Below are 23,962 nucleotides of genomic sequence, written 5' to 3'. Positions count from 1 at the left end.
CGCTCAGGCGTTCGCGGCGGGCGTGTCCCCTTCTGCAGCCGGCGCGGCCGGTGCTTGCGCGGACTCGGGCGCAGCCGGTTCGGCGGCTTGCGCTTCGACTGCCGGGGCCGGAGCCTGCGCTTCAGCCGACTCGACGGCTTCCGCCGCTTCCCCCGTCTGCCCGGCAGCAGGCGCCGCCGGTGCGGCTGCGTCCTGCGGCTTGGCTTGCGCCTCGGCCTTGGCCTTCTGGCGCGCGAGCGCGGCGTTGGCGCGGCCGATATGCGACGGATCGATGCCCGGGCCTTCCGACACCGTGCCGTCCAGTTCGTAACGCGGACCGCCCGCGGCCACGCGCTCGTGGTAACGCGGATGGTTCACGTGGCGCTTGAGCACGGCGACGATCAGCGTGCGCTCGTAGTCCGGGTGCGCGGCGACCAGATCCTCGACGACACCGATCTTGAGCGGCAGACGCTCGCGGAAGGTCGGATAGAGCTTCGCAAAAACGTTCCAGACCGTGTTGAGCTGGCGGTTGCGCTCAATGCGCGCCTTGTCGGCTTCGCTGAGATTCGCAGCCGGTTGTTGCGCGCGCGCCGGACGCTGACGATGCGGGCCACGGCCCTCACCTTGCCCTTGCCCCGGACGCGCGCCCTGGCGCTGCTCGCCGTCGCGCGGACCGCGCTGCGGGCGGGCCTGCTGGCCCTTGCCCTCTTGCGGCCTGCCGCCGGCGGGCGCGCCGCCCTCGGCGCGCTTGCCTTGCGGCTTGCCGTGCGCCGGACGCGGACCGCGTGCGCGCGCGTCTTCCGCGCCGGCCGGACGCGGACCCTTCGGACCCTTGTGGCCCGAAGCACCCTGCCCACGACGCGGGCCCTGCGCGCCCTTGGGCGAGGACTTGCCTTGCGGCGACTGCGCCTGTTCTTCGGGCGGCTGTCCCGTGCCCATCCCCATGCTCTTCTTGATTTCGAGAAGACCATCCTTGAAGCTCAGGGTACGGCGTTGTTGCGATGCGGCTTTCACGTCCAGCTCTCTTCCTTATTGGATCGGACGCTATGATACAGAATCGCGCGCAGCATTTCTGTCACCGCGACTCGCCGATGCCCCGCGTGCAGCACGCGCGACGCTTGACAGCGCGCTCGCACGACCTCCGCGAAAATGTGCCGTGCGCGCGAATCGCCCTGTTTTTACGGGTTTTTTTGCGGTTTCCCGCATCTCGCGCCCGCACCGCGCCCCCATTTTTCATGCCGCGTACGCCTGTGTGCACATCGCGCGCTTTTTTTGTCACAAAAATGAACGTTTCCTCGACTTTGCCTTCTTCGATCCGCGCGATCGTTACCGGACATTCGCGCGGGCTCGGCGCCGCGCTCGCCGAATTGCTGCTGGAGCGCCAGATCGACGTGCTCGGTGTGGGCCGCAGCGCCCATCCGACGCTGGCGGCCCGGACCGCCGCGCGACTCGCCGAAGCCGCCGTCGATCTCGCCGATCCCGCGAGCGTCGAGCGCTGGCTGGCCGGCGGCGCGCTGAGCGCGTTCGCGCAAAGCGCGGACTGTGTGCTGCTGTTTAACAATGCCGGCACAGTCGACCCGATCGCGCCGCTCGGCGTGCAGGATGCGGGCGCGATCGCCCGAGCGATCACGCTCAACGTCGCCGCGCCGCTGATGCTGGCCAACGCACTGGCCAGCGACGACAGTTCAGGCAACGCCGCCTCGCGACGCATCCTGCACGTCTCCAGCGGCGCTGCGCGCAACGCTTACGCGGGCTGGAGCGTGTATTGCGCAACCAAGGCCGCGCTCGACCACCACGCGCGTGCCGTGGCGCTCGACGCGCCGCGCGGCGTGCGCATTTGCAGCGTCGCGCCCGGCGTGGTCGATACCGGCATGCAGGCGACGATCCGCTCGACGTCGACGGACAACTTCCCGCTACGCGAACGATTCGAGCAATTGAAAGAGAACGGCCAGCTGGCGACGCCGGAACACGCGGCACGTCTGTTGATCGATTACGCACTGAGCGACGCGTTTGGTTCGACGCCGATCGCCGACGTGCGCGAACTCGTGTAACGGCATCGTCACATTATTGAATCGAGCCACTGAGCGCGCACGCTCCCGCAAACGCTCACCTCGACAACCGAGCGCGATGCGGGATCACCATAGCTAACGAGTTGATTTCGCGCTGTTTCAGCGAGATGACGAGCCGCTTTGCGCGGCTCGTTTAGCATCACTCCCGCAAACACTCACCTTTGCCTGTGCGTTCCGGCATCAGGTAAGCGCCACACGCGGCCGCAATTCCGCCTTCAAACGACGCGCGCCGCCCGCAAGCATCAGCAGCGCGCCGATCGCCACCACGTCACCCGCGAAACGCGCGGGCAAGATCGACGAAACGTGCGTCGCGCGAATGACCGTGTCGACCGCATTGGACACGAGCGCGCCGCCCACGAAGCACACGAGCCCCTGCTGCCCCACGCTCACGACGCCCGGCAGGCGCTGCGCGAGCCACTCGATCCAGCCGAGCCGCACCGCCTGCGCGGCAAGCCACGCAACGGCCGCAAAACTCACGATGCGCAGGCTCGCGAGATTCTGCTTCATGTAGCCCGGCTGCGGCGTCACTTCGATAAAGAGCCGCACGACCGCGAATGCGACCACGAGTGTGATCGCGAGCACGGTGAGAAGGCGGCCGAGCCGCGAGATCTGGAACGCGTCAGTGACCGGATAGAGACGGCACAGCAGTCCGAGCAGGAACATCGCCTGCCACGCGAAGGGATTGAACGACCAGATCGAACCCGGCACCGACGGCAAATAGCGCACGAGCCAGCAGCCGGCGAACCACGTCGCGAAACTGCCGAGCAACACCAGGTCGGGCCGGCGGCGCGCCAGCGGCATGACGACCGGGAGCATCAGCACCAGAATCACGTAGAGCGGCAACACGCCCGCGAGATACGGCTGGTCGCGAAAGATCGCGATATTGCCGAGCATCGCAAACGGATGCGCGGTGAAACGCTGGAAGCCCGTTTCCGCAACCAGCGGCGAATCCACGCGCAGCGCGACAGCCGCCGCACCAGAAAGCAGCATCAACGCGGCGGCGCACAGATACGCGGCGTAAATCTCGCGCCCGCGCCTCAAAAAGCGGCGATTGGCGGCCTCGGTGCCCTTGCGCGCGGCAATCGCGAGCCAGCTTGCCGCCGCCACGTAGCCGCTCACGAAGACGAACACCTCGGCCGAATCGCAATACGCGAACGTGTGCAGCATGCCGTGCGACAACACGCTGGATGGAATGTGATCGAGTGCAATCGCAATCAGCGCGAAACCCCTGAAAAAATCGATTTCGATCGATCGCTTCGCTGTCTGGCTCATCAATGAATACTCCCGTCGTCTCTGGCGGTTGTGGCGATTGTGACGATTGTTGCGATTGAAATTGCGTCTCTTCGATTTGCTATGCGGATCGCGCGCCGATGCTTTCAGTCGCTTCCTTCGCCATCACCTTTCATCAGGATGACTGATTGTTTATGCGCTGATACGTGGCGCGTGCAAACCGTATGAAAATGCCAGGCGCCCGAAAGCGCTTCGTAAAGACTCGCTCGTTTCATCGCTACACCATGCGAATTCGGTGCCAGCGAGCGTCGAATCTTTCCTCGACACCCAGCATGGCACACCTGCCGTCATGCACGCAGTTTCTCCCCGTCGACGGCAAGGCCGCCGTAAGGAAGTGCACCGCGCGCCTCATGACCGGGGGTTGACGCGCGATGGGGCGCGAGGTTCCGCCGAATATTCGGTTTTATGCGCATTGATGCGCGCAACATGCGGTGTGCATCGGCGAGCGGCGAGCGAACTCGCCCGCATCAACTTACTTGACATCTAAACTATTTAGACCTACATTAACCTCGAGGACTGACCACGGGAGCTAGCATGCGCATTGCCTGTATCGGCGGAGGGCCCGCCGGGCTGTACTTCGGCCTGTTGATGAAGCGCCGTCACCCGGAGTACGAGATCACGGTGATCGAACGCAACCGCCCGTACGACACCTTCGGCTGGGGCGTGGTGTTCTCGGACCAGACGCTCGGCAATCTGCGCGCAGCCGACCCGGAAAGCGCCGCCGAAATTCTCGACGCCTTCAATCACTGGGACGACATCGAAATCCATTTTCGCGGCCGCTCGATCCGATCGTCGGGTCACGGCTTTTGCGGCATCGGCCGCAAGCGTCTGTTGAATATTTTGCAGGCACGCTGTGAACAGCTCGGCGTGAAGCTCGTGTTCGAGACCCAGATGAGCGACGACGACGTGCAAAACGCCGACCTCATCATCGCGAGCGACGGCCTGAACAGCGCCACGCGTCAGAAGTACGCCACCACCTATCAGCCCGATATCGATCTGCGCGACTGCCGTTTTGTCTGGCTCGGCACCTCGAAACTGTTCGACGCCTTCACGTTCGCCTTCGAAGAAACCGAACACGGCTGGTTCCAGGCGCACGCCTATCGCTTCGACGACAACACCTCCACGTTCATCGTCGAAACGCCAGAGCATGTCTGGCGCGCGGCGGGCCTCGACGACATGAGCAAGGAAGACAGCATAGCGTTCTGCGAAAAGCTGTTCGCGCGCTATCTCGACGGCCATGCGCTGCGCTCGAATGCATCGCATCTGCGTGGTTCCTCGCAATGGATTCGTTTTCCGCGCGTCGTGAACCGCGAATGGGTGCACTGGAAAAGCGCGAGCGACGGCCAGCAAACGCCGGTCGTGTTGATGGGCGACGCCGCGCATACGGCGCACTTCTCGATCGGCTCGGGCACCAAGCTGGCGCTCGAAGACGCGATCGAACTCGCCAACAGCATGGACGCGCATCCGCACGATCTGCGCGCCGCGCTCGCGCATTACACGAGTGTGCGAAGCGTCGACGTGTTGCGCATTCAGAATGCCGCGCGCAATTCCACCGAATGGTTCGAGCACGTCGATCGCTACGCGAAATTCGAACCCGAGCAATTCGCCTATTCGCTGCTCACGCGTTCGCAGCGCATTTCGCACGAGAATCTGCGCGAACGCGATGCGGCTTATCTGGGCGGCTTCGAAACGTGGCTCGCACAGCGCGCGAATCCCGAGGCGGCATCCAGCGCGCGTCCTGTTCCGCCGATGTTCACGCCTTATCGCGTACGCGGCGTGACGCTCAAGAATCGCGTCGTCGTCTCGCCGATGGCGCAATATTCCGCGCAGGATGGCGTGGCCGGCGACTATCACCTCATGCATCTGGGCGCGCGTGCGATGGGCGGCGCGGGGCTCGTGATGACCGAGATGACCTGCGTGTCGCCCGAAGCGCGTATCACGCCCGGGTGCCCCGGGTTGTACGCGCCCGAACATCGGACGGCATGGAAACGCATCGTCGATTTCGTGCACGCGCAGTCGGACGCAAAAATCGGCGTGCAGATCGGCCACTCGGGTGCGAAAGGCTCGACGCGTGTCGCGTGGGAAGGCATCGATCAGCCGCTCGACGACGGCAACTGGCCGCTGGTTTCGGCGTCGCCGCAACAATATCTGCGTGGCGTGAGCCAGTCGTCGCACGCCGCGAGCGCCGATGAACTGCGCGAGATCGAAGCGCAATTCGTGCGCGCGACGCAAATGGCCGCCGAAGCCGGTTTCGACTGGCTCGAACTGCACTGCGCGCACGGCTATCTGCTCTCGAGTTTTCTCTCGCCGCTCACGAATCAACGCGACGATGAATATGGCGGTTCGCTGGAAAACCGTCTGCGTTATCCGCTGCAAATCTTCAACGCGATTCGCGCCGTGTGGCCGCAGGACAAGCCGATTTCGGTGCGTATTTCGGCGCACGACTGGGTCGAAGGCGGCATCACGCCCGACGACGCCGTCGAGATCGCACGCGCCTTCAAGGCGGCAGGCGTCGACATGATCGACGTCTCCTCCGGCCAGGTGAGCAAGGACGAAAAGCCCGTGTACGGCCGCATGTTCCAGACGCCGTTCGCGGACCGCGTGCGCAACGAGGCGGGCATCGCCACCATCGCCGTGGGCGCGATTTCCGAAGCCGATCACGTGAACGGCATCATCGCGGCGGGCCGTGCGGATCTCTGCGCGGTGGCGCGCCCGCATCTGGCGAATCCGTCGTGGACGCTCAACGAAGCCGCGAAAATCGGTTATTTCGATGTGATGTGGCCGCATCAATATACGGCCGCGAAAAATCAGCTCGAACGCAATATCGAACGCGAGCGCGCTGCGGCTGCGGCAGCCGCCGGTTTGTCGCCGCTCGAACGCGCGCAGCGCGCGGAAGGCACCGTATGAACACGCACGACGCATTGCATCAACGCCACGCGGTCGTGACGGGCGGCGGCAGCGGCATCGGCGCCGCGACCGCTGCCGCCCTGCTGAAAGCGGGCGCGCGCGTCACGCTGATGGGCCGCGAGATGGCGAAGCTCGTCACGCAGCGCGAGAAGCTCGGCGGCGGCGAACACATCGCATGCGTGAGCGTCGATGTCGCCGACGAGGCCGCCGTGAACGACGCTTTTGCGCGCGCGACACAAGCGCTCGGCGACGTCGACATTCTCGTGAACAATGCAGGTCAGGCGACTGCCGCGCCGTTCGCCCAGACCGATCTTGCGCTCTGGAAACGCATGCTCGACGTGAATCTCACGGGCGCGTTTCTGTGCACGCGCGCCGTGCTGCCCGCGATGCTCGCACGCAAGCACGGGCGCATCGTGAACGTCGCGAGCACGGCGGGCCAGGTCGGCTATCCGTACGTGGCCGCGTATTGCGCCTCGAAACACGGCGTGATCGGCATGACGCGCGCACTCGCGCTCGAAGTCGCCACGCAGGGCGTGACTGTGAATGCGGTGTGCCCCGGCTACACGGAAACCGAACTTTTGCAGGCTTCCCTTGAGCAGATCACGCGCAAGACCTCGCGCAGCGAGGCCGAGGCGCGTAGCATCCTCGTGCGCCACAACCCGCAGCAGCGCTTCGTCACGCCGGACGAAGTCGCCAACGCCGTGTTGTGGCTGTGCGCGCCCGGATCGTCCGCGATCACCGGGCAATCGATATCCGTTTCTGGTGGAGAAATCACATGACCCTGCCCGCCCGCAAGACGGCAGCCGCGAAGACGCCGCGCAAAGGCGTTGCGAAGCCCGCGGAGAATGTCGTCGACATGGAGATGAGCACGGGCACCGACAGCCATATGGGCCTGCGCCTGTGGCTGCGCCTGCTCACGACGACGAACCTCGTGCAGGCCGAATTGCGCCGCCGTCTGCGCAGCGAGTTCGACACGACGCTGCCGCGTTTCGATTTGATGGCGCAGCTCGAACGTCATCCCGAAGGGCTTCGCATGACCGAGCTGTCGCGCCGTCTCATGGTGACGGGCGGCAACGTGACGGGCATTACCGATCAGCTCGAAAAAGAAGGCCTCGTCGTGCGCGACGCCGATCCGGACGACCGCCGCTCGATCGCCGTGCGTCTCACGCCCGAAGGACGCGCCGCGTTCGATCGCATGGCAATCGCGCACGAGCAATGGGTCGTGGAAATGCTGGGCGGACTGTCGCTCGACGAAAAGTCGAAGATGCACGACCGGCTCGGCAAGCTCAAGCAACATCTGCGCGACAGTTTGCCGGGCTGAACGCGCGACGCGAATCAAACAGGATTCAGGAAGGAGACACACCTTGACGACAGAACGTTCGAGCGCCGACGCGCTCTTCGCGGGCAACCGCGTCACGCTCGCAGGCTACGAGGCGAAGCACTTCGGCTGGTCGGTCGAGGACCGCGTCGCCACGATCACGCTGAATCGCCCGGAGCGCAAGAATCCGCTCACGTTCGAATCGTATGCGGAACTGCGCGACCTGTTCCGCCAACTCGCCTACGCGACCGATGTGAAAACCGTCGTGCTGCATGGCGCGGGTGAGAACTTCTGCTCGGGCGGAGACGTGCACGACATCATCGCGCCGCTGATCGATTTGCCGATGCCCGAATTGCTGATGTTCACGCGCATGACCGGCGACCTCGTGAAAGCGATGCGTCACTGTCCGCAACCGATCATCGCAGCCGTCGATGGCGTGTGTGCGGGCGCGGGCGCGATTCTCGCGATGGCCTCCGACATGCGTTACGGCACCGCGCGCAGCAAGCTCGCCTTTCTGTTCACGCGCGTCGGTCTCGCCGGTTGCGATATGGGCGCGTGCGCGATCCTGCCGCGCATCATCGGTCAGGGACGCGCCGCCGAACTGCTCTATACGGGACGCTCGGCAAGCGGCGAGGAAGGTCACGCATGGGGTTTCTACAACCGTCTGTGCGATCCCGCCGAACTGCTCGCCGATGCACGCAAACTCGCCGCCGATCTCGCCGCCGGCCCGACCTTCGCGCACGGCATCACCAAGACGATGCTGCATCAGGAATGGACCATGAGCATCGACGAAGCGATCGAATCCGAAGCACAGGCGCAGGCGATCTGCATGGCGACGCGCGATTTCGGCCGCGCGTACGACGCCTTCGCGGCAAAAACGCGTCCGGTTTTCAAGGGAGATTGAGCAGTGAACGCACCGGCTGACACTCATCTGCACGACGCGCTCGCGTGGCCGTTTTTCGAGGACCGTCACCGCGCACTCGCCACCGGCGTGGAAGCGTGGGCGCGCGAACACCTCGCTCACGTTTCGCACGACAACGTCGACGACACCTGCCGCAAGCTCGTGCTCCAGCTCGGCGAAGCAGGCTGGTTGCGCTACGGCGTGGGCGGCACCGCTTACGGCGGTCACGGCGACACCATCGACACGCGCGCCGTCTGTCTGCTGCGCGAAACGCTCGCGAAGCATTCGGGGCTCGCCGACTTCGCGCTCGCAATGCAGGGCCTCGGCTCGGGCGCCATCTCGCTCGCCGGCAACGACGCGCAGAAATCGCGCTATCTGCCGCGCGTGGCGAAGGGCGAAGCAATTGCCGCGTTCGCGCTCTCCGAGCCCAATGCGGGCTCGGACGTTGCCGCGATGGCGCTGGCCGCGCGCGACGAAGGCGATCACTACGTGCTCGACGGCGAAAAAACGTGGATCTCGAACGGCGGCATCGCCGACTTCTACGTAGTGTTCGCACGCACGGGCGAAGCGCCGGGCGCACGCGGCATCAGCGCGCTGATCGTCGACGCCGATACGCCGGGCCTGGAAATCGCCGAGCGCATCGACGTGATCGCACCGCATCCGCTCGCGCGCCTGCGCTTCACGAATGCGCGCGTGAACAAGAGCCAGTTGCTGGGCGCGCCCGGCGAAGGCTTTAAGATCGCCATGCGCACGCTCGATATTTTCCGCACCTCGGTGGCCGCCGCGTCATTGGGTTTCGCGCGCCGCGCGATGGCCGAAGGGCTCGCGCGCGCCGCCTCGCGCACGATGTTCAATCAGGTGCTCGGCGATTTTCAGCTCACGCAGGCCAAGCTTGCGCAGATGGCGCTGACGATCGACAGCAGCGCCCTGCTCGTCTATCGCGCCGCGTGGCTGCGCGATCAAGGCGAAAGCGTCACACGCGAAGCAGCGATGGCGAAATGGCACGCCAGCGAAGGCGCGCAGCAAGTGATCGACGCGGCCGTTCAGCTGTGGGGCGGCATGGGCGTTCAGAGCGGCAATGTGGTCGAGTCGCTGTATCGCGAGATCCGCTCTCTGCGCATTTACGAAGGCGCGACCGAAGTGCAGCAGTTGATCGTCGGCCGCGATCTGCTGAAGTCGTATCACGCCGAACACCATGCGGCCTGACGCGAACCGAACCCCTCAATGAACGCGAAAAACCCATGAAAAAAGCCCTTCTTCCCGCAGGCTGGATCAAGCCGCGCGGTTATGCGAACGGCGTCGCCGCGCGCGGCACGCAGGTTTTTATCGCCGGTCAGATCGGCTGGGACGAGCAGGCGAAGTTCACGAGCCGCGAATTCGGCGCGCAAGCCGTGCAGGCGCTGCGCAATATCGTGGCCGTGCTCGAAGCCGCGGGCGGCAAGCCCGAGCATCTCGTGCGCATGACGTGGTATGTGACGGACAAGCAGGAATACCTGTCATCGCTAAAGGACATTGGTGCGGCGTTTCGCGATCTGATCGGCGATTACGACATTGCGATGAGCGCGATTCAGGTCGTCGCGCTGATCGAGGACGAAGCGAAGGTGGAAATCGAAGCCACCGCCGTGATTCCCGACGACGCGCGTCTGAGCCACGCATAGCGCGCAGCGACCCGATCGCACTCAAAGCGCGCGCAGAAAAAGACCGTATAAAACGCGCACCAGTCTGTTCAGATTGAAGCCGGAGACACCATGCAACCGACCGCTCACGTCGATACCTACGCACGCGATCACCTGCCGCCCGAATCGCAATGGCCCGCGCTGCTGCTCGACAATCCCGACGTCACCTATCCGGCGCGCCTGAATTGCGCGGCCGAGTTGCTGGACCGCGCAATCGAGTGCGGATACGGCGCGCGCCCGGCGATCTGGTCTGAAGTCGATGGCCAGCCGCGCGCGACCACTTATTCGCAACTGCGTGAGCTGGTCGACCGCAGCGCGCACGTGCTCATCGACGACATGAAGCTGCAGCCCGGCAACCGCGTGCTGCTGCGCGGCCCGAATACGCTGCAAATGGCGGTGGCCATGCTCGCCGCGCTCAAGGCCGGGCTCGTGGTGGTGCCCACCATGCCGCTGCTGCGTGCGAAAGAGTTGAAGCAGATTATCGACAAGGCGAACATCAGCGCGGCGCTCTGCGATGTGCGCCTTGCCGACGAACTCGCGCGCAACACCGATCCGGCCAACGAATACTTCTGCGCCGGCCTCGAACAGGTGCGCTACTTCCACGACGACGCGCCCGACAGCCTCGAAACCCTCGCGGCGGCCAAACCGGCGCAATTCCGCGCGTGCGATACCGCAAGCGACGACGTCTGCCTGATCGCCTTCACAAGCGGCACGACCGGCACGCCGAAAGGCTGCATGCACTTCCATCGCGACGTGCTCGCGATGTGCGATCTGTTCCCGCGCCACGTCCTCAGGCCCACCGCCGCCGACGTGTTTTGCGGCACGCCGCCACTCGCGTTCACGTTCGGGCTGGGCGGCATTTTGTGCTTTCCGTTGCGCGTCGGCGCGTCGACGGTGCTGATCGAAAAGCTCACGCCCGCCCTGCTGCTGCAAACGATCGAAAAATTCCGCGCGACGATCGTTTTCACCGCGCCCACGTTTTATCGGCAGATGGCGCCGCTCGTGAAAGACGCGGATATTTCCAGTCTGCGCCAGACGGTCTCGGCCGGTGAGGCGCTGCCGCAGGCCACGCGCGATTTATGGCGCGAGGCGACGGGCATCGAGATGATCGACGGCATCGGCGGCACGGAGATGATCCACATTTTCATTTCGTCGGCCGGCAGCGACGTGCGTCCCGGCTCGATCGGCCGCGCAGTGCCTGGCTATGTCGTGCAGGCGCTCGACGACGCACTGCAACCGGTGCCGCCCGGCACGACCGGCAACCTCGCCGTGCGCGGCCCCACCGGCTGCCGCTATCTCGCCGACGAACGCCAGATGAAATTCGTGCGCGACGGCTGGAATCTGCCTGGCGACGCGGTATCCATCGACGCCGACGGCTACGTGTTCTACCAGGCGCGCGCCGACGACATGATCGTTTCCTCCGGCTACAACATCGCCGGACCGGAAGTCGAAACCGTGCTGATGCAGCACCCTGCCGTGTCGGAATGCGGCGTCACGGGCGTGCCCGACGACGTGCGCGGCCAGGTGGTGAAGGCCTTCGTCGTGCTCAAGCCCGGATTCGACGGCAACGAAGCGATGGTCGCCGAATTGCAGAACTTCGTGAAATCGGCCGTGGCGGCCTACAAATATCCGCGGCTAATTGCGTTTATCGACGCTCTGCCGCGAACGGAGACGGGCAAACTCAAGCGGGCGGTGTTGCGGACGATGTGAAGCGTTTGGGAAGGCCGGTTGGATCGCGAGAGGCGGCACGCGTGAGCGTGTCGCTTTTTTACGTGTTTCCGTTTGGAAACACGCGGGCGGGGGCGGAGTTTTCTGGGTTTCCGATCGGAATCAGATTATTTTTAGAGTATTACTACGTAAACCGTTATGAATCTAACTACTCACATCAAATTATTTGACATTATTCATATAATGTTTGGATCAGATCGAGGAACGGCATTTTTCCCGTGTCTTTGCCCTCGATTACGGTGATATTGGGAACGTGGCGATACCGGAGGAGCGGCCTGCGTCGATTTGAGGGTCGGCGAGGCGCTGGCGGAGAAAGTGCAGCGCAGAGTAGAGGAAGCGCGCCAGTTGGCTTCTGGCATACGCTGCAATCCGGGGCACCCGGAATGCAGCCGCCGCGTGATCGAGTCAGGCGATCTCGTGGCGTTCGACACGGATCCAGGCGGCAGCCTTGGCCTTTACGCCAAGACCCCGAGGAACGACGACGATGCCCCGAGCCGAGGCACCGGCAACGTTGCGGGAGGCTCTGGCAGCGCTCCCGATCGACAAAATCAGGGCGAGGAACACCCCGCCCTTTCCGAATCCGCTTACTGCTGGATACCGAGCAGTTCGACTTCGAACGTCAGATCGCTGTTCGGCGGGATCGGGCCCACAGCACGATCGCCATAAGCCGTCGCGGCCGGGCAGGTCAGCTTGGCCTTGCCGCCGACCTTCATCGTCTGCAGACCCTGCGTCCAGCACGGAATCACGCGACCGAGCGGGAACGTCGCCGCGCCGCCATGCTTGGCCGAACTGTCGAACTCGGTGCCGTTCGCAAGCGTGCCGCGATAGTTCACGCGCACGACGTCATTGACGGTCGGCTGCGGGCCGGTGCCTTGCTTGATTTGTTCGACGATCACGCCCGACGGCAACTTCTGGACGTTATCGGCAGCGAACGCGGTCGTGGCGACAGCGGCGGTGGCAAGCAGAGCAATGACTAGTTTCATGCGATGTCCTCGTTGGTTGACCCACCGATTATACGGACCTGACATTGCGCACTCATTTCGGCGCTCGCCTACGCGCTTGCACCGCGCTTACCCCTCGCCTGGCCGACGCTTGCCGCCCCGAATTCCCCACTGGCGCGGCGATGCGCATTGACTATCTTTAGAGCATCGCCGCATCGGCCAGGGAGCAGCGCCATGGCTCAGGAACTACTCGTCGCGACCTTCGACAATCTGGACTCCGCGCAGCGCGCGGCGCGCGACTTCAGGAACTTCGAAACGGATGGCGTGGGGTTGAAGATCGAAAGCGGCGTGATGGTCCAGAAACACGCGGACGGCACCTGCACCGTGCTCGACCAGTACACGCACGCCTACTGGGGCACGGTCGTCGGCGCGGTCACCGGCGGATTGATCGGCCTGCTCGGCGGTCCCGCGGGCGCGATCGCGGGCGTGACCATCGGCACGGCCGCGGCGCTCGGCGGCCGCGCCGTCGAAAACCTGCTCGACAGCCGACTCACGCAAACCATCGAAGCCGAACTGAAAACCGGCAGCGTGGCGCTCATCCTCGAAGCCAAAGAGGAATCCACGACCGAAGTCGACGAAGTCGTGCGCGGATACGGCGGCACCCTCTTTCGCCAGAAATTGGCGTGGTGAGATGGGCTGACGTCGCTATCGTCCTGGGTCATCAGGACGGCGGCGTGCTTGCATCGCCGAGCGCCGCATGCTTCGCCGCCGCCGCTTCGACGACGCGTTGCGCATCCGGATACGTCTCGCCGGTGCTCGTCTGATAGCGCTTGAGTTCGTCGACGGCGCTCGCGAATGCACTGCCGCCGATGCATGCCTTGAGACGCCCGGCCTGCGACAGCGCCGGATAGCGTGCTTCGGCCTCGTCGAGAAAACCCTGCATGGCGTCATGCAGATCGTCGTAGTTTCCGGCACGATTGATGCCGTCGATGCGTTCGTCCGCGTTCATGGTCGCGCTCCGGATCGTGTGGCTGCCTCGATAGCATAGAACGCGGTGCGAACTGCATGCGGCTCAACCGGGCCTCGCATTCGACTGCGGATTCGACTGCGCATTCGACTGAACATCTGACTGAACATTCTGCTGCGCCGCCCGCGCTCCCCGCGAAGCCGATGTAATCGATGCGGTCAGGCGGCTTTCCAGGCCGGTAGTGGGCGCGCCGGGCAACAACGCAAGCACACGCGTATCCACGCCCAGCGCGATCGCCGCCACGGTCACCAGCACGAGCGCGCCCATCGCGCGGCGCAGCCATTCGCCCAGACCGAGCGAGCGCTTGAGTGCATCCATCGCCCGTCGGCCGAGACTCGCGGCGATCGCCAACGAGCAAGCCGCGCCGATCGCATAAGCGGCGAGTGCGCCCCACGTCTGCCAGGTCACGCCATGGCGCGCCGCGCCCGTGAGAATCAGGCCGAGGATCGGGCCCGCGCACGGCGCCCAGAGCAAGCCGGTCGCCGCGCCCAGCAACAGCGACGAACCGATCTGCCCGAGCGCGCCATCGCTCTGCGAATGCGCCATGAAGCGGTCGGCGAGCGTGGTAAGCGGGCGCGTCAACCGCGTAGCGAGCGCGGGCAGCAACAAGGCCGCACCGAACACGCCAAACAGCGCCAGCGCGAACCAGCGGCCATATTCGCTCAATTGCGCCGCGCCGTTCAGGCCAGCCGCGCCGAGTCCCGTGAGCAGCGCGAACGTCCCCGCGAGACCGAGCAGCAGCGGCAAACGATCGGTCAGGAACGGACGATCGGAGCGCGCGAACACGAACGGCACGACCGGCAAAATGCATGGGCTCAGGACAGTGAATGCCCCGCCGATGAAAGCGACGACGACGAGCAACATAATTCGGACTCCCAATATCGTACGTTTGAACGGATATGCGCGGACCGGCTCGCATACCGGGAAAATTCAGCGGCGCACGCAGCGCCAGTTGCATGACCCGTATTCAAACGCCTGCGTGTATCGGGCAAATGTCGGACGAAGGCTGTATCGAATCGGCATGTATCGCGTGCAGCCGGGGATACAGACCGATACAGATAACGCATCGCACGCAGCAAGGCCGCGTGGTGCAACGCCTGTTTTTGTATGCCAATGTGTACGCGCCTCGCGGCGATACATGGCGATTCACGCAAGACCACGGCGAGACACGCGCCAGATACGTCGGCGCGTTCCAATACGTCCGAACCCTCACCAAAAGGAGAACTCGCCATGCTCAACCGACTCAAGATCGCCGCCGTCGCGGCCGGACTCGTCGCCACCGCGGCGTTCGCCGCTTTTGCATCCGCGCAGGATTCGGGCGTCGAACCGTCCGCGATCAAGACCGGCGCGCCCGCGCCCGATTTCACCGGCATCGACACGTGGCTCAACAGCGCCCCGCTCGATCTCAAGCAATTGCGCGGCAAGCCGGTACTCGTCGAGTTCTGGACCTTCGACTGCATCAACTGCGCGCATACGATTCCGCACGTGAAGGACTGGTACGCGAAATACCACGACAAGGGCCTCGTGGTCGTCGGCGTGCATACGCCTGAATATTCGTTCGAACGCAATACCGCAAATCTGAAGAAGGCGATCGGGCAATACGGTATTCAATATCCTGTCGCGCAGGACAATCGCTATGCAACGTGGAACGCGTACGGCAATCAATACTGGCCCGCGCTGTACCTGATCGATCAGAACGGCAAGCTCGTGTATACCCACTTCGGCGAAGGCAATTACGACGATACCGAGCATCAGATTCGCACGCTGCTCGGCCTTGACGCCAAGCGCGGCTAATCGACGGAATCGTCTGAATCGACTGGAAATTGCCGAATCGGAAAGCGATTCGGCAAATAAAAAAATGGCGTGCCGAAAAGCACGCCATTTTTTATGGAAGGCACAAAAAAGCGCGCCGTTAAGCGCGCTTCTTCAACCCGAGATCACCCGAATCACAAATGCGTGACCTGCAGAATCGCTTCGGCGAATTCCTTGGGCGCTTCCTGCGGCAGATTGTGCCCAATACCGCCCGTCAAATTGCGATGCAGATACTTGCCGGTGAACTTCTTCGCATACGCTTCGGGCGGCGGATGCGGCGCGCCATTCGCATCGCCTTCCATCGTGATCGTCGGCACCGAAATGGTCGGCGCGGCGGCCAGACGCTGTTCGAGGCCGTCGAGACGCGCTTCGCCCTGCACCAGACCGAGACGCCAGCGATAGTTATGAATCACCACCGCCACGTGATCGGGATTCTGGAACGAAGCAGCCGAGCGCGCGTAAGTCGCGTCATCGAAATTCCATTTCGGCGAGGCAAGTTGCCAGATCAGTTTGTTGAACGCGTCGCGATTCTGCGCGTAACCCAGTTCGCCGCGCTCGGTCGTGAAATAAAACTGATACCACCATTGCAGTTCCGCTTTCGGCGGCAGCGGATTCTTGTTCGCCGCCTGGCTACCGATCAGATAACCGCTCACGGAAACCAGCCCCTTCACGCGCTCGGGCCACAGCGCGGCGATCGTATCGGCCGTACGCGCGCCCCAGTCGTAGCCGCCGAGCACGGCCTGATCGATCTTGAGCGCATCCATCAGTGCGATGATGTCCACGGCGGTCACCGCCTGCTGCCCGTTGCGCGGCGTATCCGCCGAGAGAAAACGCGTCGAGCCGTAACCGCGCAAATACGGCACGATCACGCGATAACCCGCTGCGGCAAGCATCGGCGCCACTTCCACGTAGCTGTGGATGTCGTAGGGCCAGCCGTGCAGCAACAGCACCGGCGTGCCGTTCTTCGGACCGGCTTCCGCATAGCCGACGTTGAGCACGCCCGCGTCGATCTGCTTGATCGGCCCGAACGACGCGCCGCTGCCGGTGCGCGAGTTGCCCGCCGTCTCGTTCGACGATTGCGCGTGCGCGAGGCTGCTCAGCCCCAGATCCGCGAGGCTGAAGCTCGCGAGCGTTGTACCGAGAATACGGCGGCGGCGGACATTGACGGGATCGGACATGAGCCCACTTCTCCTGGTTGTCTTCTGAAAAGGCCCGCGCCGGAATCGGCGCGGTTGCTCGAATTCGCCGTCATATGCGGATCGAACGATCGCAGGCGCGGCGGCAGAAAAACGCTTCAGAGGATTTATAGCGGAATCGCGCGCGCGCTTTGTATCCCAATGTGTCTGTTCGGAAGACGTACACAAAAAAAATCAATTTGGCGCGAAAGCGTGGTGCGGGCACGACGCGGCCGGGTCGCCGCCGTACAAAAGTTTCCGAACGGAAACCGGGAAAACTTCGGGCCGATGACGCGTCCAGCCAGGCCAGACGCGTCATCGGCCCGTCACACGATGCTCAGGACTGCGCCGTGAATTCGACGCGGCGTTGCGCCGTATCGTAACGGCACACGACCTTCGCGCCCTCCTTCACCTCGCCCTTGAGCATTTCCTTGGCAAGCTCGTTCTCAATGGCCTGCTGGATCTGGCGTTTCAGCTCGCGCGCGCCGTACTCGGGCCGATAACCCTCGGCGGCAAGGAAATCCACCACGCTCTCGTCGAAGCTGAGATCGATATCCTGACTGCGCGCCATACGCTGCACCTGTTCGAGTTGCAGGCGCACGATCGAACGCAGTTCATCGTCGGAGAGCGGCTGAAAAACGATGATGTCGTCGATGCGGTTCAGAAACTCCGGGCGGAAATGCTGGCGCAACTCGCCCAGCACGGCGCTCTGCATCGACGCATCGGCGCTCGCGAGAAAGCCCGGACCCGAACGCTTCTGGCCCGAGACCACGTCGGAGCCGAGATTGCTCGTCGCGATCACCACCGTGTTGCTGAAATCGACCACGCGGCCCTTGCCGTCGGTGAGGCGACCGTCGTCGAATACCTGCAGCAGCACGTTATAAACGTCCGGATGCGCCTTCTCGATCTCGTCGAGCAGAATCACGCAGTACGGTCGGCGGCGCACGCGCTCGGTCAACTGGCCGCCCTCGTCGTAACCCACGTAACCCGGCGGCGAGCCGATCAGTCGCGACACCGCGTGACGCTCCATGTACTCGCTCATGTCGATGCGCACGATGGCGTCCTCGTCGCCGAACACCACTTCGGCCAGCGCCTTCGCCAGTTCGGTCTTGCCCACGCCGGTCGGGCCGAGAAACAGGAACACGGCGGTCGGGCGTCGGCCGCGACGCAAGCCGGCGCGCGAGCGGCGCACGGCATCGCTGACCGCGACAATCGCCTGATTCTGACCGATCACGCGCTCGTGCAGACGCTGCTCCATTTCGAGCAGCCGCGTGCGCTCCTCCGCCGTGAGCTGCGTGACGGGCACGCCGGTGAGCTTCGACACGATCTCGGCCACCTGCTCCGTCGTCACGTCGGATGTGACCGAACCGAGCTGGCCTTTCCAGTCGCTCGTGGCGTCGGCGAGTGACTTTTCCTTCTCGGCGATGGGGTCGTCGAGCGCATGCGCGCGCTCGAAATTCTTGCGCGTGGCCGCGTAGTCCTGCTCGCGTTTGAGCTGCGCGAGTTCGGATTCGAGTTCGAGAATCGCGGCGGGCCGCGAGGTCGCCGAAAGATGCACGCGCGCCGCCGCCTGGTCGATCAGGTCGATGGCCTTGTCGGGCAGAAAACGGCCCGTGACATAGCGGTCGGACAATTCGGCGGCAGACACGAGCGCATCGTCGCGAATGGTCACATGATGATGGACTTCGAGTTTATCCCGCAGCCCGCGCAGAATATTGATGGTCTGATCGACGCTCGGCTCGGCGACGAACACGGGCTGAAAGCGCCGTTCGAGCGCGGCGTCTTTCTCGATGTATTTCTGGTATTCCGCGAGCGTGGTCGCGCCGATCAGGTTCAGCTCGCCGCGCGCCATCGCGGGCTTGAAGACGTTTGCGATATCGAGGCCGCCTTCGTTGCCGCCTTGCCCCGCGCCCACGATCATGTGCACTTCGTCGATGAACAGCACGAGCGTCTCGCGCTGCGCGTTGATTTCCTCCATCACGCCCTTCACGCGCTCCTCGAATTCGCCGCGATATTTCGCGCCCGCGATCAGGCCGTTCACATTCAGTTCGACGAGCCGTCTGCCGCGCAGCGACTCGGGCACGTCGCCGCTCAGCATGCGCTGCGCGAGCCCTTCGGCGATGGCCGTTTTGCCCACGCCCGGCTCGCCGATCAGCACCGGATTGTTCTTGCGGCGGCGCGCGAGCACTTCCACCACGGTTTCGATTTCGCTCGACCGGCCGATCACGGGATCGAGTTTGCCCTCGCTCGCGAGCGCGGTGAGATCGCGGCTGTATTGATCGAGTTGCGGCGTGGGGCTCGGCGCCTTCGCGGCGGGCTGCTCGCGCTTGTCGCCTTGCGCCTCGACGAGCCGTTGCAGCACCTTTTGCGGCGTCACGCCGTAGCGGCCCAGCAGATGACCCGCGAAACTGTCCGGCACCTGCGTGAGACCGAACAGCAAATGCTCGGGCGCGACGTAGCTGTGACCGAGTTCGCGCGAGACCAGGAAGGCGCGGTCGAGCGCGCCCTTGAGTCGCGGCGACACGGCCATGCGCGCTTCGTCGTGCGCTGCGCCCGCTTCGCGCTTTTGCGCGTTGGCGTCGATGAAGGCGCGCACGTCGTCGGGCTCGATGCCGAGGCGCTTGAGCATGGCCGCGCCCGCATCGTTGCCCGCAAGTTCGTACAGCAAATGTTCCGTGTCGACTTCGCGGCGGCCGAACTGCACCGCGCGTTCGGCCGCGCGTTGCAGCAATTCGCGCGCCGTGTCGCTGAAATAGCGCTCGACGATCGCGCCGTCGCCGGCTTCCATGGTCTGCGGCGCGGGTTGAGCCGCAGGATCGCCCGCGGCCTGCTGCGCGCCGCGGAACAGCGATTCGAGCGGACTCACCGTGCGCTGATGGCGCGTAAGCTGCGCGTAGTGATAATCGCAGACGTCGAGATAACGCCGCCTGCCGTCCTGCAACACGGCCACCCGCACGGTCGCAGGACGCACGCCGCAAATGTCGCAGTTGAACTGAGCCATTTCCCCTCCTCGATAGCGGTGCGCCGCGCGAAGCCACGCGCGCGTCCACGAACGGCGGGACGACGTGTGCGGATTATCGGGCGCAAGAAAACGCGCGTGAACGCGAATGACGCCACTCGGGCAGCGACGCCCCGGCGGTCGAAGACGCGCAAAACGCAAGAGCCAAAGCGAAGTCCAGCCGTCATCCTAGCGTCGAATCGTGCGGCGCGTTGCCAGGCTGTCGCACCGGCGGCCGGGCGCGGCATTCAGACGAATAGCGTCTCGATCCGCGCGCAGCCGTTGCCGACACGGGTCAGGCGCTGGAGGTCGGCGTCTTGTCGATCCAGGCCGTCAGCAAGGTGGACGACACCGCAAGAATGACCGGCCCGATAAACAGGCCGACGATGCCGAACGCGAACAGGCCGCCCAGCACGCCGGCGAGGATCAGCAGCATCGAGAGATTCACGCCGCGCCGGATCAGCACGGGGCGCACGAAGTTGTCGAGCATCGCCACCATCACCGACCAGATCGCGAGCAGGATCGCCGCAACGTTCGCGTCGTGCATGAACAGCCAGATCACGCCGCCGAGCAGCGGCAGGGCCGGGCCGATCTGCGCGAGACAGAGCATCAGCAACACGGCGGTGAGCACGCCCGCGCCCGGCACGCCCGCCACGGCGAGGCCAATGCCGCCGAGCGCCGATTGCAGCACCGCCGTGACGACGATGCCGAGCGCGACCGCGCGAATCGACGCGCCCGCGAGCTTGACGGCTTGCGCGCCGTGGCTGGGCGCGACGCGCGCCGCGAAGCGCACGACATAGGCGGCGGCCTTCTCGCCCTGCATGTAGAGCAGGCCGGTGATGATCACCGTGATGAACATGTGGATCACGAACACGCCCACCGAAGCCGCATGGCCGATCAACCAGTGCGCCGCAATCGACGCGTAAGGTTCGAGCTGCGCGAGCAGGCCGCCGGGACCGGCGTCGGAGAACGACTGCCATTTGTCGGCCACGCGCGCGCCGATCATCGGCAGGTCGTGCACCCAGCCGGGCGGCGGCGGCAGTGCGTAATCCGGCAGCTTGCGGATCAGGTCCATGATCTCGGCGCCGTGCGCGGCGAGCGTGGAGATCGCTTCGTAGAGCGGCAGCACGATCACCACCAGCAGAATCAGCAGCATGCAGAGCGTGGCGAGCCAGCGCCGCCGGCAGCGCCGCTCGACGGCGAGCATGGCGGGCCAGGTGGCGACGACGATGGTGGTCGCCCAGATCAGCCCGGGCAGGAACGGGCGCATGACGTAGAGGCTGCCGACCGTCAACGCGCAGAGGATCGCGACGACAAACAGCACGCGAGCAATATCCGGCGGGTCTTGCGGCTTCACGGGGTTCTCCTCGCTGCGGCCACGCCGCGCGCGTCGTCAGGGGCTTCGGATCATCGGGATTCGGCGCGCACGCCGACGCGCTAGTCTATCCCGGATGCGAGGGCTCCCGTCGCGAAATGGCCCTTTATCCGATAATGACCTTCCCCCGCCCCCTCACTGGAAGCGCTAACCACCATGTCCGTATCCGCACCGAAACTGCCCTGCGTGCTCCTGACCAATGACGACGGCATCGACGCGCCCGGCCTCGCCGTGCTCGAAGAAGTCGCGCACGAACTGGCCAACGAAGTCTGGGTCGTCGCGCCCGAACACGACCAGAGCGGCACCTCGCATTCGATCAGCCTGCATTCGCCGCTGCGCGTGAGCCGCCGCGGCGAGCGCCGCTTCGGCGTGCTCGGCACGCCCGGCGACTGCGTGGTGATGGCCGTGCGCCAGTTGATGGGCGACGTCACGCCCACGCTGGTGCTCTCCGGCATCAACCGCGGCGCCAACCTCGGCGTGGAGACGATGTTCTCGGGCACCGTCGGCGCGGCCATGACGGGCCTGTTGCTCGGCCTGCCGTCGATCGCGCTCAGCCAGACCTTCCGCGACCGCGAGCACGTGCGCTGGGACACGGCACGCGCGCTCGCGCCGGACGTGATCCGCCGTCTCGCCGCGATCGCGCACGACGCGCCCGTGTGCCTGAACGTGAATTTCCCCGATGTGGACGCCAGCGCGGCGGGACCGCTGACCGTCACGCGTCAGGGCGTGGGCCTCGTGCAAGGCATCGACGTGGTGCCGCTGACCGATCCGCGCGGCATCGACTATCACTGGCTGCGCTTTCATCGCGGTCCGCGCGAAAACGGCCCGGATACGGAAACGGCCGTCGTCGGCTCGGGACGCGTGTCGGTCACGCCGCTGCATTTCGACCGCACCGCCGCGCGGACCTTCGCCACGCTGGAAAACGCGCTTGCGGCCGGCGCATGACGCAATCGTCGATTCGATGAAAAAGGCCGGCGTTGCGCCGGCCTTTTTACGTGCGAAGCGCGCCGGTTCCGGTCGGTTCCGGTCGGCCGCGCCAGATTCCGGATCTCAGATGCCCGGCATGATCGGATACGGTTCGGTGTGATCCTCCACGGCGCGCACGCCGGGAATGCCTTCGGCGGCCACGCGCACCGCACGCACGGCGTCGGCGGAATTGAAAGTGCCCCACAGATGCACCACGCCCTCGCGCACGACGACGTTACGGCCCGCGAACGCCCACGGCCGCCCTTCGAGTTCCTCCACCAGACGCTCGCGGATCTCGCGATCGCTCGGCGACACCGGCTGCGGCTCCTCGGCGCTGCTCGCCAGCGCCTGCAACAGATTCGCACGGCTCACGATGCCCACGAGCTTGCCGTCGCGCAGCACCGGCACGCGCTTCACGCCGCGCCGCTCCATCAGCGCCGCGATGTGCGTGAGCGAATCTTCCTCGTTCACGCTGACGATCTCGGTCGTCATCACGTCTTCGACGCGGCGCGCGTGCGACTTCACGTAGGCGTCCGCGTCGGCGTTGGTCGCGAAGAAGTCGAGCCAGCGCTTGCGGCGCGTGCTGTCGGTGCCGATCTCGATGCGCCGCAGCAAATCGCCCTCGCTGATGATGCCCACGAGCTGCCCCTGCGCATCGAGCACCGGCGCACCGCTGATGCGCCGGTCCAGCAGCAGCTTCGCTGCGTCGCGCACGCTCGTTTCGGGACTGACGGTAACGACGTTCGGGGTCATGACGTCCATTGCACGCATGGTTTTTCTCCTGTTCGCTCGTGAAATCGTGGTCGATAGTCAAAGCGTACTGGCGTCCGACCCACTGACATTGATTTACATCAATTCGTACACCGGACGCTGATTCATGCGATGAAATGTCCTGCCGCAATGCGTCTCAGGCGCGCCGGTTTCAGTCCTGCACCATCGCCAGCACGCGCAACGGGCTGCCCGAACCGGCCTGGATCTTCAGCGGCGCGGAAACGATGACCGCGCCCGTCGGCGGCAGTTGATCGAGATTTTTCAGGCATTGCAGGCCGTAGCGATTCGAGCCGTGCATGAGCGTGTGACACGGATACGGCACCGGCCACGCATAGGCCTGGCCCGCATCGGTATTGATGGTTTCCACGCCGAAGCCATGCACCTGGCGTTCGTGGATCAGCCACTCGACGGCCGCCTGGGTCGGGCCGGGCGTATGCGCGCCGTCCTCGCGCAGATTGAGGAATTCGGCGGGATCGGTGCGCTTCGACCAGTCCGAGCGCAGCAGCACCCACGCGCCGGCGGGAATACGGCCGTGCCGCGCTTCCCACGCCTCCAGAAACTCGACGGTCAGCAGCCAGTCCGGATCCGCCGCGATCTCGGCGCTCGCATCGACGACGACCGCGGGCGCCACGAAATTCTTCACGTCGATCGTATCGACGGAGTTCTGCGCGTGGTCCTTGCCGGAGATCCAGTGCACGGGCGCGTCGAAGTGCGTGCCGGTGTGCTCGCCGCAGGAAAAGTTGTTCCAGTACCAGCCCGGACCCTGCTCGTCGTACTGGCTGATCGTCTCCATCCTGAACGCCCACACCTGGCCGAACTGCGGCGGCAACTGCAGCGCCGGAAACTCGGGCGACAGCGTTTGCGTCAGGTCCACGATGCGCACACGGCCGCTCGCGAGATCGGTGGTCAGTTGCTGCAGACTGCTCGTCATCTTGCGCTCCTTTCGGTTCTGAACTGCTTGTCCGCTTGTTCTACCGCTGTTTTGCCGCTCCTCGACCGTCATCCGCCCGCACGGCGAATTCATCCTAA

The 23,962-nt window shown here is 64.8% G+C and carries 21 protein-coding genes; 11 read left to right on the top strand and 10 right to left on the bottom strand.

Features of this window, described 5'->3' with window-relative positions:
- Window positions 1-3: 3 nt before the first annotated feature.
- Complete coding sequence (locus tag BMY06_RS23765; RefSeq protein WP_074985679.1) at window positions 4-993, bottom strand: ProQ/FINO family protein; 990 nt, start codon at window positions 991-993, stop codon at window positions 4-6.
- Window positions 994-1,262: 269 nt separating this feature from the next.
- Between BMY06_RS23765 and BMY06_RS23760 the strand changes: the two genes are divergently transcribed.
- The gene (locus tag BMY06_RS23760; RefSeq protein ID WP_074985677.1) at window positions 1,263-2,030 is read left to right on the top strand and encodes an SDR family oxidoreductase; all 768 of its coding nucleotides are present in this window, start codon (window positions 1,263-1,265) and stop codon (window positions 2,028-2,030) included.
- Window positions 2,031-2,228: 198 nt separating this feature from the next.
- On the opposite strand, the gene opgC is transcribed toward BMY06_RS23760, so the two are convergent.
- Window positions 2,229-3,320 carry an OpgC domain-containing protein gene (gene opgC, locus BMY06_RS23755; RefSeq protein WP_065065735.1) on the bottom strand — a complete coding sequence of 364 codons (1,092 nt, stop codon included), beginning with the start codon at window positions 3,318-3,320 and terminating at the stop codon, window positions 2,229-2,231.
- A gap of 552 nt (window positions 3,321-3,872) precedes the next feature.
- Here opgC and BMY06_RS23750 point away from each other — a divergent pair.
- The 7 genes from BMY06_RS23750 to BMY06_RS23720 all read left to right on the top strand — a co-directional run bounded on the left by BMY06_RS23750 (window position 3,873) and on the right by BMY06_RS23720 (window position 11,850).
- Window positions 3,873-6,245, top strand: coding sequence for a bifunctional salicylyl-CoA 5-hydroxylase/oxidoreductase (locus BMY06_RS23750; protein WP_074985676.1), 2,373 nt, complete (start codon window positions 3,873-3,875; stop codon window positions 6,243-6,245).
- On the top strand, window positions 6,242-7,024 hold the full coding sequence (locus BMY06_RS23745) for an SDR family NAD(P)-dependent oxidoreductase (RefSeq protein WP_065065733.1): 783 nt from the start codon (window positions 6,242-6,244) through the stop codon (window positions 7,022-7,024). Before BMY06_RS23750 ends, BMY06_RS23745 begins: the two co-directional genes overlap by 4 nt.
- Window positions 7,021-7,566 (top strand): MarR family winged helix-turn-helix transcriptional regulator, encoded by a 546-nt coding sequence (locus BMY06_RS23740; protein ID WP_074985674.1) that lies wholly within the window; start codon window positions 7,021-7,023, stop codon window positions 7,564-7,566. Before BMY06_RS23745 ends, BMY06_RS23740 begins: the two co-directional genes overlap by 4 nt.
- 43 nt (window positions 7,567-7,609) lie before the next feature.
- Window positions 7,610-8,467 carry an enoyl-CoA hydratase family protein gene (locus BMY06_RS23735; RefSeq protein ID WP_074985673.1) on the top strand — a complete coding sequence of 286 codons (858 nt, stop codon included), beginning with the start codon at window positions 7,610-7,612 and terminating at the stop codon, window positions 8,465-8,467.
- Window positions 8,468-8,470: 3 nt separating this feature from the next.
- Window positions 8,471-9,670 (top strand): acyl-CoA dehydrogenase family protein, encoded by a 1,200-nt coding sequence (locus BMY06_RS23730; protein WP_074985671.1) that lies wholly within the window; start codon window positions 8,471-8,473, stop codon window positions 9,668-9,670.
- Window positions 9,671-9,705: 35 nt separating this feature from the next.
- Window positions 9,706-10,122: a RidA family protein gene (locus BMY06_RS23725; protein WP_074985670.1), complete on the top strand. Its 417-nt coding sequence runs from the start codon at window positions 9,706-9,708 to the stop codon at window positions 10,120-10,122.
- 90 nt (window positions 10,123-10,212) lie between these two features.
- Entirely contained in the window at window positions 10,213-11,850 is a 1,638-nt protein-coding gene (locus BMY06_RS23720) for an AMP-binding protein (protein WP_074985668.1), read from the top strand.
- Between the two features lie 602 nt (window positions 11,851-12,452).
- On the opposite strand, the gene BMY06_RS23710 is transcribed toward BMY06_RS23720, so the two are convergent.
- Entirely contained in the window at window positions 12,453-12,851 is a 399-nt protein-coding gene (locus tag BMY06_RS23710; RefSeq protein ID WP_065065727.1) for an FKBP-type peptidyl-prolyl cis-trans isomerase, read from the bottom strand.
- A gap of 192 nt (window positions 12,852-13,043) precedes the next feature.
- Between BMY06_RS23710 and BMY06_RS23705 the strand changes: the two genes are divergently transcribed.
- Window positions 13,044-13,499, top strand: a complete 456-nt coding sequence (locus BMY06_RS23705) for a DUF1269 domain-containing protein (protein ID WP_065065726.1) — start codon at window positions 13,044-13,046, stop codon at window positions 13,497-13,499.
- A 31-nt stretch (window positions 13,500-13,530) separates the two neighbouring features.
- Here the strand turns inward: BMY06_RS23705 and BMY06_RS23700 are convergent, their stop codons facing one another.
- Both BMY06_RS23700 and BMY06_RS23695 read right to left on the bottom strand, forming a co-directional pair.
- Entirely contained in the window at window positions 13,531-13,818 is a 288-nt protein-coding gene (locus BMY06_RS23700; protein ID WP_065065725.1) for a hypothetical protein, read from the bottom strand.
- A gap of 63 nt (window positions 13,819-13,881) precedes the next feature.
- The gene (locus BMY06_RS23695) at window positions 13,882-14,700 is read right to left on the bottom strand and encodes a cytochrome c biogenesis CcdA family protein (protein WP_080180440.1); all 819 of its coding nucleotides are present in this window, start codon (window positions 14,698-14,700) and stop codon (window positions 13,882-13,884) included.
- A 366-nt stretch (window positions 14,701-15,066) separates the two neighbouring features.
- On the opposite strand from BMY06_RS23695, the gene BMY06_RS23690 reads away from it, so the two are divergent.
- Complete coding sequence (locus BMY06_RS23690; protein ID WP_065065724.1) at window positions 15,067-15,630, top strand: thioredoxin family protein; 564 nt, start codon at window positions 15,067-15,069, stop codon at window positions 15,628-15,630.
- Between the two features lie 152 nt (window positions 15,631-15,782).
- On the opposite strand, the gene BMY06_RS23685 is transcribed toward BMY06_RS23690, so the two are convergent.
- From BMY06_RS23685 to ydiK, 3 genes are all read right to left on the bottom strand, one after another.
- The gene (locus tag BMY06_RS23685; RefSeq protein WP_065065723.1) at window positions 15,783-16,826 is read right to left on the bottom strand and encodes an alpha/beta fold hydrolase; all 1,044 of its coding nucleotides are present in this window, start codon (window positions 16,824-16,826) and stop codon (window positions 15,783-15,785) included.
- A 334-nt stretch (window positions 16,827-17,160) separates the two neighbouring features.
- Entirely contained in the window at window positions 17,161-19,824 is a 2,664-nt protein-coding gene (locus BMY06_RS23680) for an ATP-dependent Clp protease ATP-binding subunit (protein ID WP_074985665.1), read from the bottom strand.
- Between the two features lie 292 nt (window positions 19,825-20,116).
- Window positions 20,117-21,178 carry an AI-2E family transporter YdiK gene (gene ydiK / locus BMY06_RS23675; RefSeq protein WP_074985664.1) on the bottom strand — a complete coding sequence of 354 codons (1,062 nt, stop codon included), beginning with the start codon at window positions 21,176-21,178 and terminating at the stop codon, window positions 20,117-20,119.
- A 174-nt stretch (window positions 21,179-21,352) separates the two neighbouring features.
- Between ydiK and surE the strand changes: the two genes are divergently transcribed.
- Window positions 21,353-22,141 (top strand): 5'/3'-nucleotidase SurE, encoded by a 789-nt coding sequence (gene surE, locus BMY06_RS23670; RefSeq protein WP_074985662.1) that lies wholly within the window; start codon window positions 21,353-21,355, stop codon window positions 22,139-22,141.
- Between the two features lie 105 nt (window positions 22,142-22,246).
- Here the strand turns inward: surE and BMY06_RS23665 are convergent, their stop codons facing one another.
- On the bottom strand, window positions 22,247-22,933 hold the full coding sequence (locus BMY06_RS23665) for a CBS domain-containing protein (protein WP_065065719.1): 687 nt from the start codon (window positions 22,931-22,933) through the stop codon (window positions 22,247-22,249).
- Between the two features lie 151 nt (window positions 22,934-23,084).
- Window positions 23,085-23,864 carry a cyclase family protein gene (locus tag BMY06_RS23660; RefSeq protein WP_065065718.1) on the bottom strand — a complete coding sequence of 260 codons (780 nt, stop codon included), beginning with the start codon at window positions 23,862-23,864 and terminating at the stop codon, window positions 23,085-23,087.
- Window positions 23,865-23,962 lie beyond the last annotated feature (98 nt).

The sequence above is a fragment of the Paraburkholderia tropica genome (assembly GCF_900109265.1).
In the GTDB taxonomy this organism is placed as follows: Bacteria; Pseudomonadota; Gammaproteobacteria; order Burkholderiales; family Burkholderiaceae; genus Paraburkholderia; species Paraburkholderia tropica.
This window is presented reverse-complemented; position numbering and strand designations above follow the sequence as displayed.

What these genes read in the sequence shown, in the direction of transcription:
- BMY06_RS23760 (WP_074985677.1), top strand. Translation starts at nt 1,263, where the DNA reads ATGAACGTTTCCTCGACTTTGCCTTCTTCGATCCGCGCGATCGTTACC.
- opgC (WP_065065735.1), bottom strand. Translation starts at nt 3,320, where the DNA reads ATGAGCCAGACAGCGAAGCGATCGATCGAAATCGATTTTTTCAGGGGT.
- BMY06_RS23750 (WP_074985676.1), top strand. Translation starts at nt 3,873, where the DNA reads ATGCGCATTGCCTGTATCGGCGGAGGGCCCGCCGGGCTGTACTTCGGC.
- BMY06_RS23745 (WP_065065733.1), top strand. Translation starts at nt 6,242, where the DNA reads ATGAACACGCACGACGCATTGCATCAACGCCACGCGGTCGTGACGGGC.
- BMY06_RS23740 (WP_074985674.1), top strand. Translation starts at nt 7,021, where the DNA reads ATGACCCTGCCCGCCCGCAAGACGGCAGCCGCGAAGACGCCGCGCAAA.
- BMY06_RS23725 (WP_074985670.1), top strand. Translation starts at nt 9,706, where the DNA reads ATGAAAAAAGCCCTTCTTCCCGCAGGCTGGATCAAGCCGCGCGGTTAT.
- BMY06_RS23720 (WP_074985668.1), top strand. Translation starts at nt 10,213, where the DNA reads ATGCAACCGACCGCTCACGTCGATACCTACGCACGCGATCACCTGCCG.
- BMY06_RS23710 (WP_065065727.1), bottom strand. Translation starts at nt 12,851, where the DNA reads ATGAAACTAGTCATTGCTCTGCTTGCCACCGCCGCTGTCGCCACGACC.
- BMY06_RS23705 (WP_065065726.1), top strand. Translation starts at nt 13,044, where the DNA reads ATGGCTCAGGAACTACTCGTCGCGACCTTCGACAATCTGGACTCCGCG.
- BMY06_RS23700 (WP_065065725.1), bottom strand. Translation starts at nt 13,818, where the DNA reads ATGAACGCGGACGAACGCATCGACGGCATCAATCGTGCCGGAAACTAC.
- BMY06_RS23695 (WP_080180440.1), bottom strand. Translation starts at nt 14,700, where the DNA reads ATGTTGCTCGTCGTCGTCGCTTTCATCGGCGGGGCATTCACTGTCCTG.
- BMY06_RS23690 (WP_065065724.1), top strand. Translation starts at nt 15,067, where the DNA reads ATGCTCAACCGACTCAAGATCGCCGCCGTCGCGGCCGGACTCGTCGCC.
- BMY06_RS23685 (WP_065065723.1), bottom strand. Translation starts at nt 16,826, where the DNA reads ATGTCCGATCCCGTCAATGTCCGCCGCCGCCGTATTCTCGGTACAACG.
- BMY06_RS23680 (WP_074985665.1), bottom strand. Translation starts at nt 19,824, where the DNA reads ATGGCTCAGTTCAACTGCGACATTTGCGGCGTGCGTCCTGCGACCGTG.
- surE (WP_074985662.1), top strand. Translation starts at nt 21,353, where the DNA reads ATGTCCGTATCCGCACCGAAACTGCCCTGCGTGCTCCTGACCAATGAC.
- BMY06_RS23665 (WP_065065719.1), bottom strand. Translation starts at nt 22,933, where the DNA reads ATGCGTGCAATGGACGTCATGACCCCGAACGTCGTTACCGTCAGTCCC.
- BMY06_RS23660 (WP_065065718.1), bottom strand. Translation starts at nt 23,864, where the DNA reads ATGACGAGCAGTCTGCAGCAACTGACCACCGATCTCGCGAGCGGCCGT.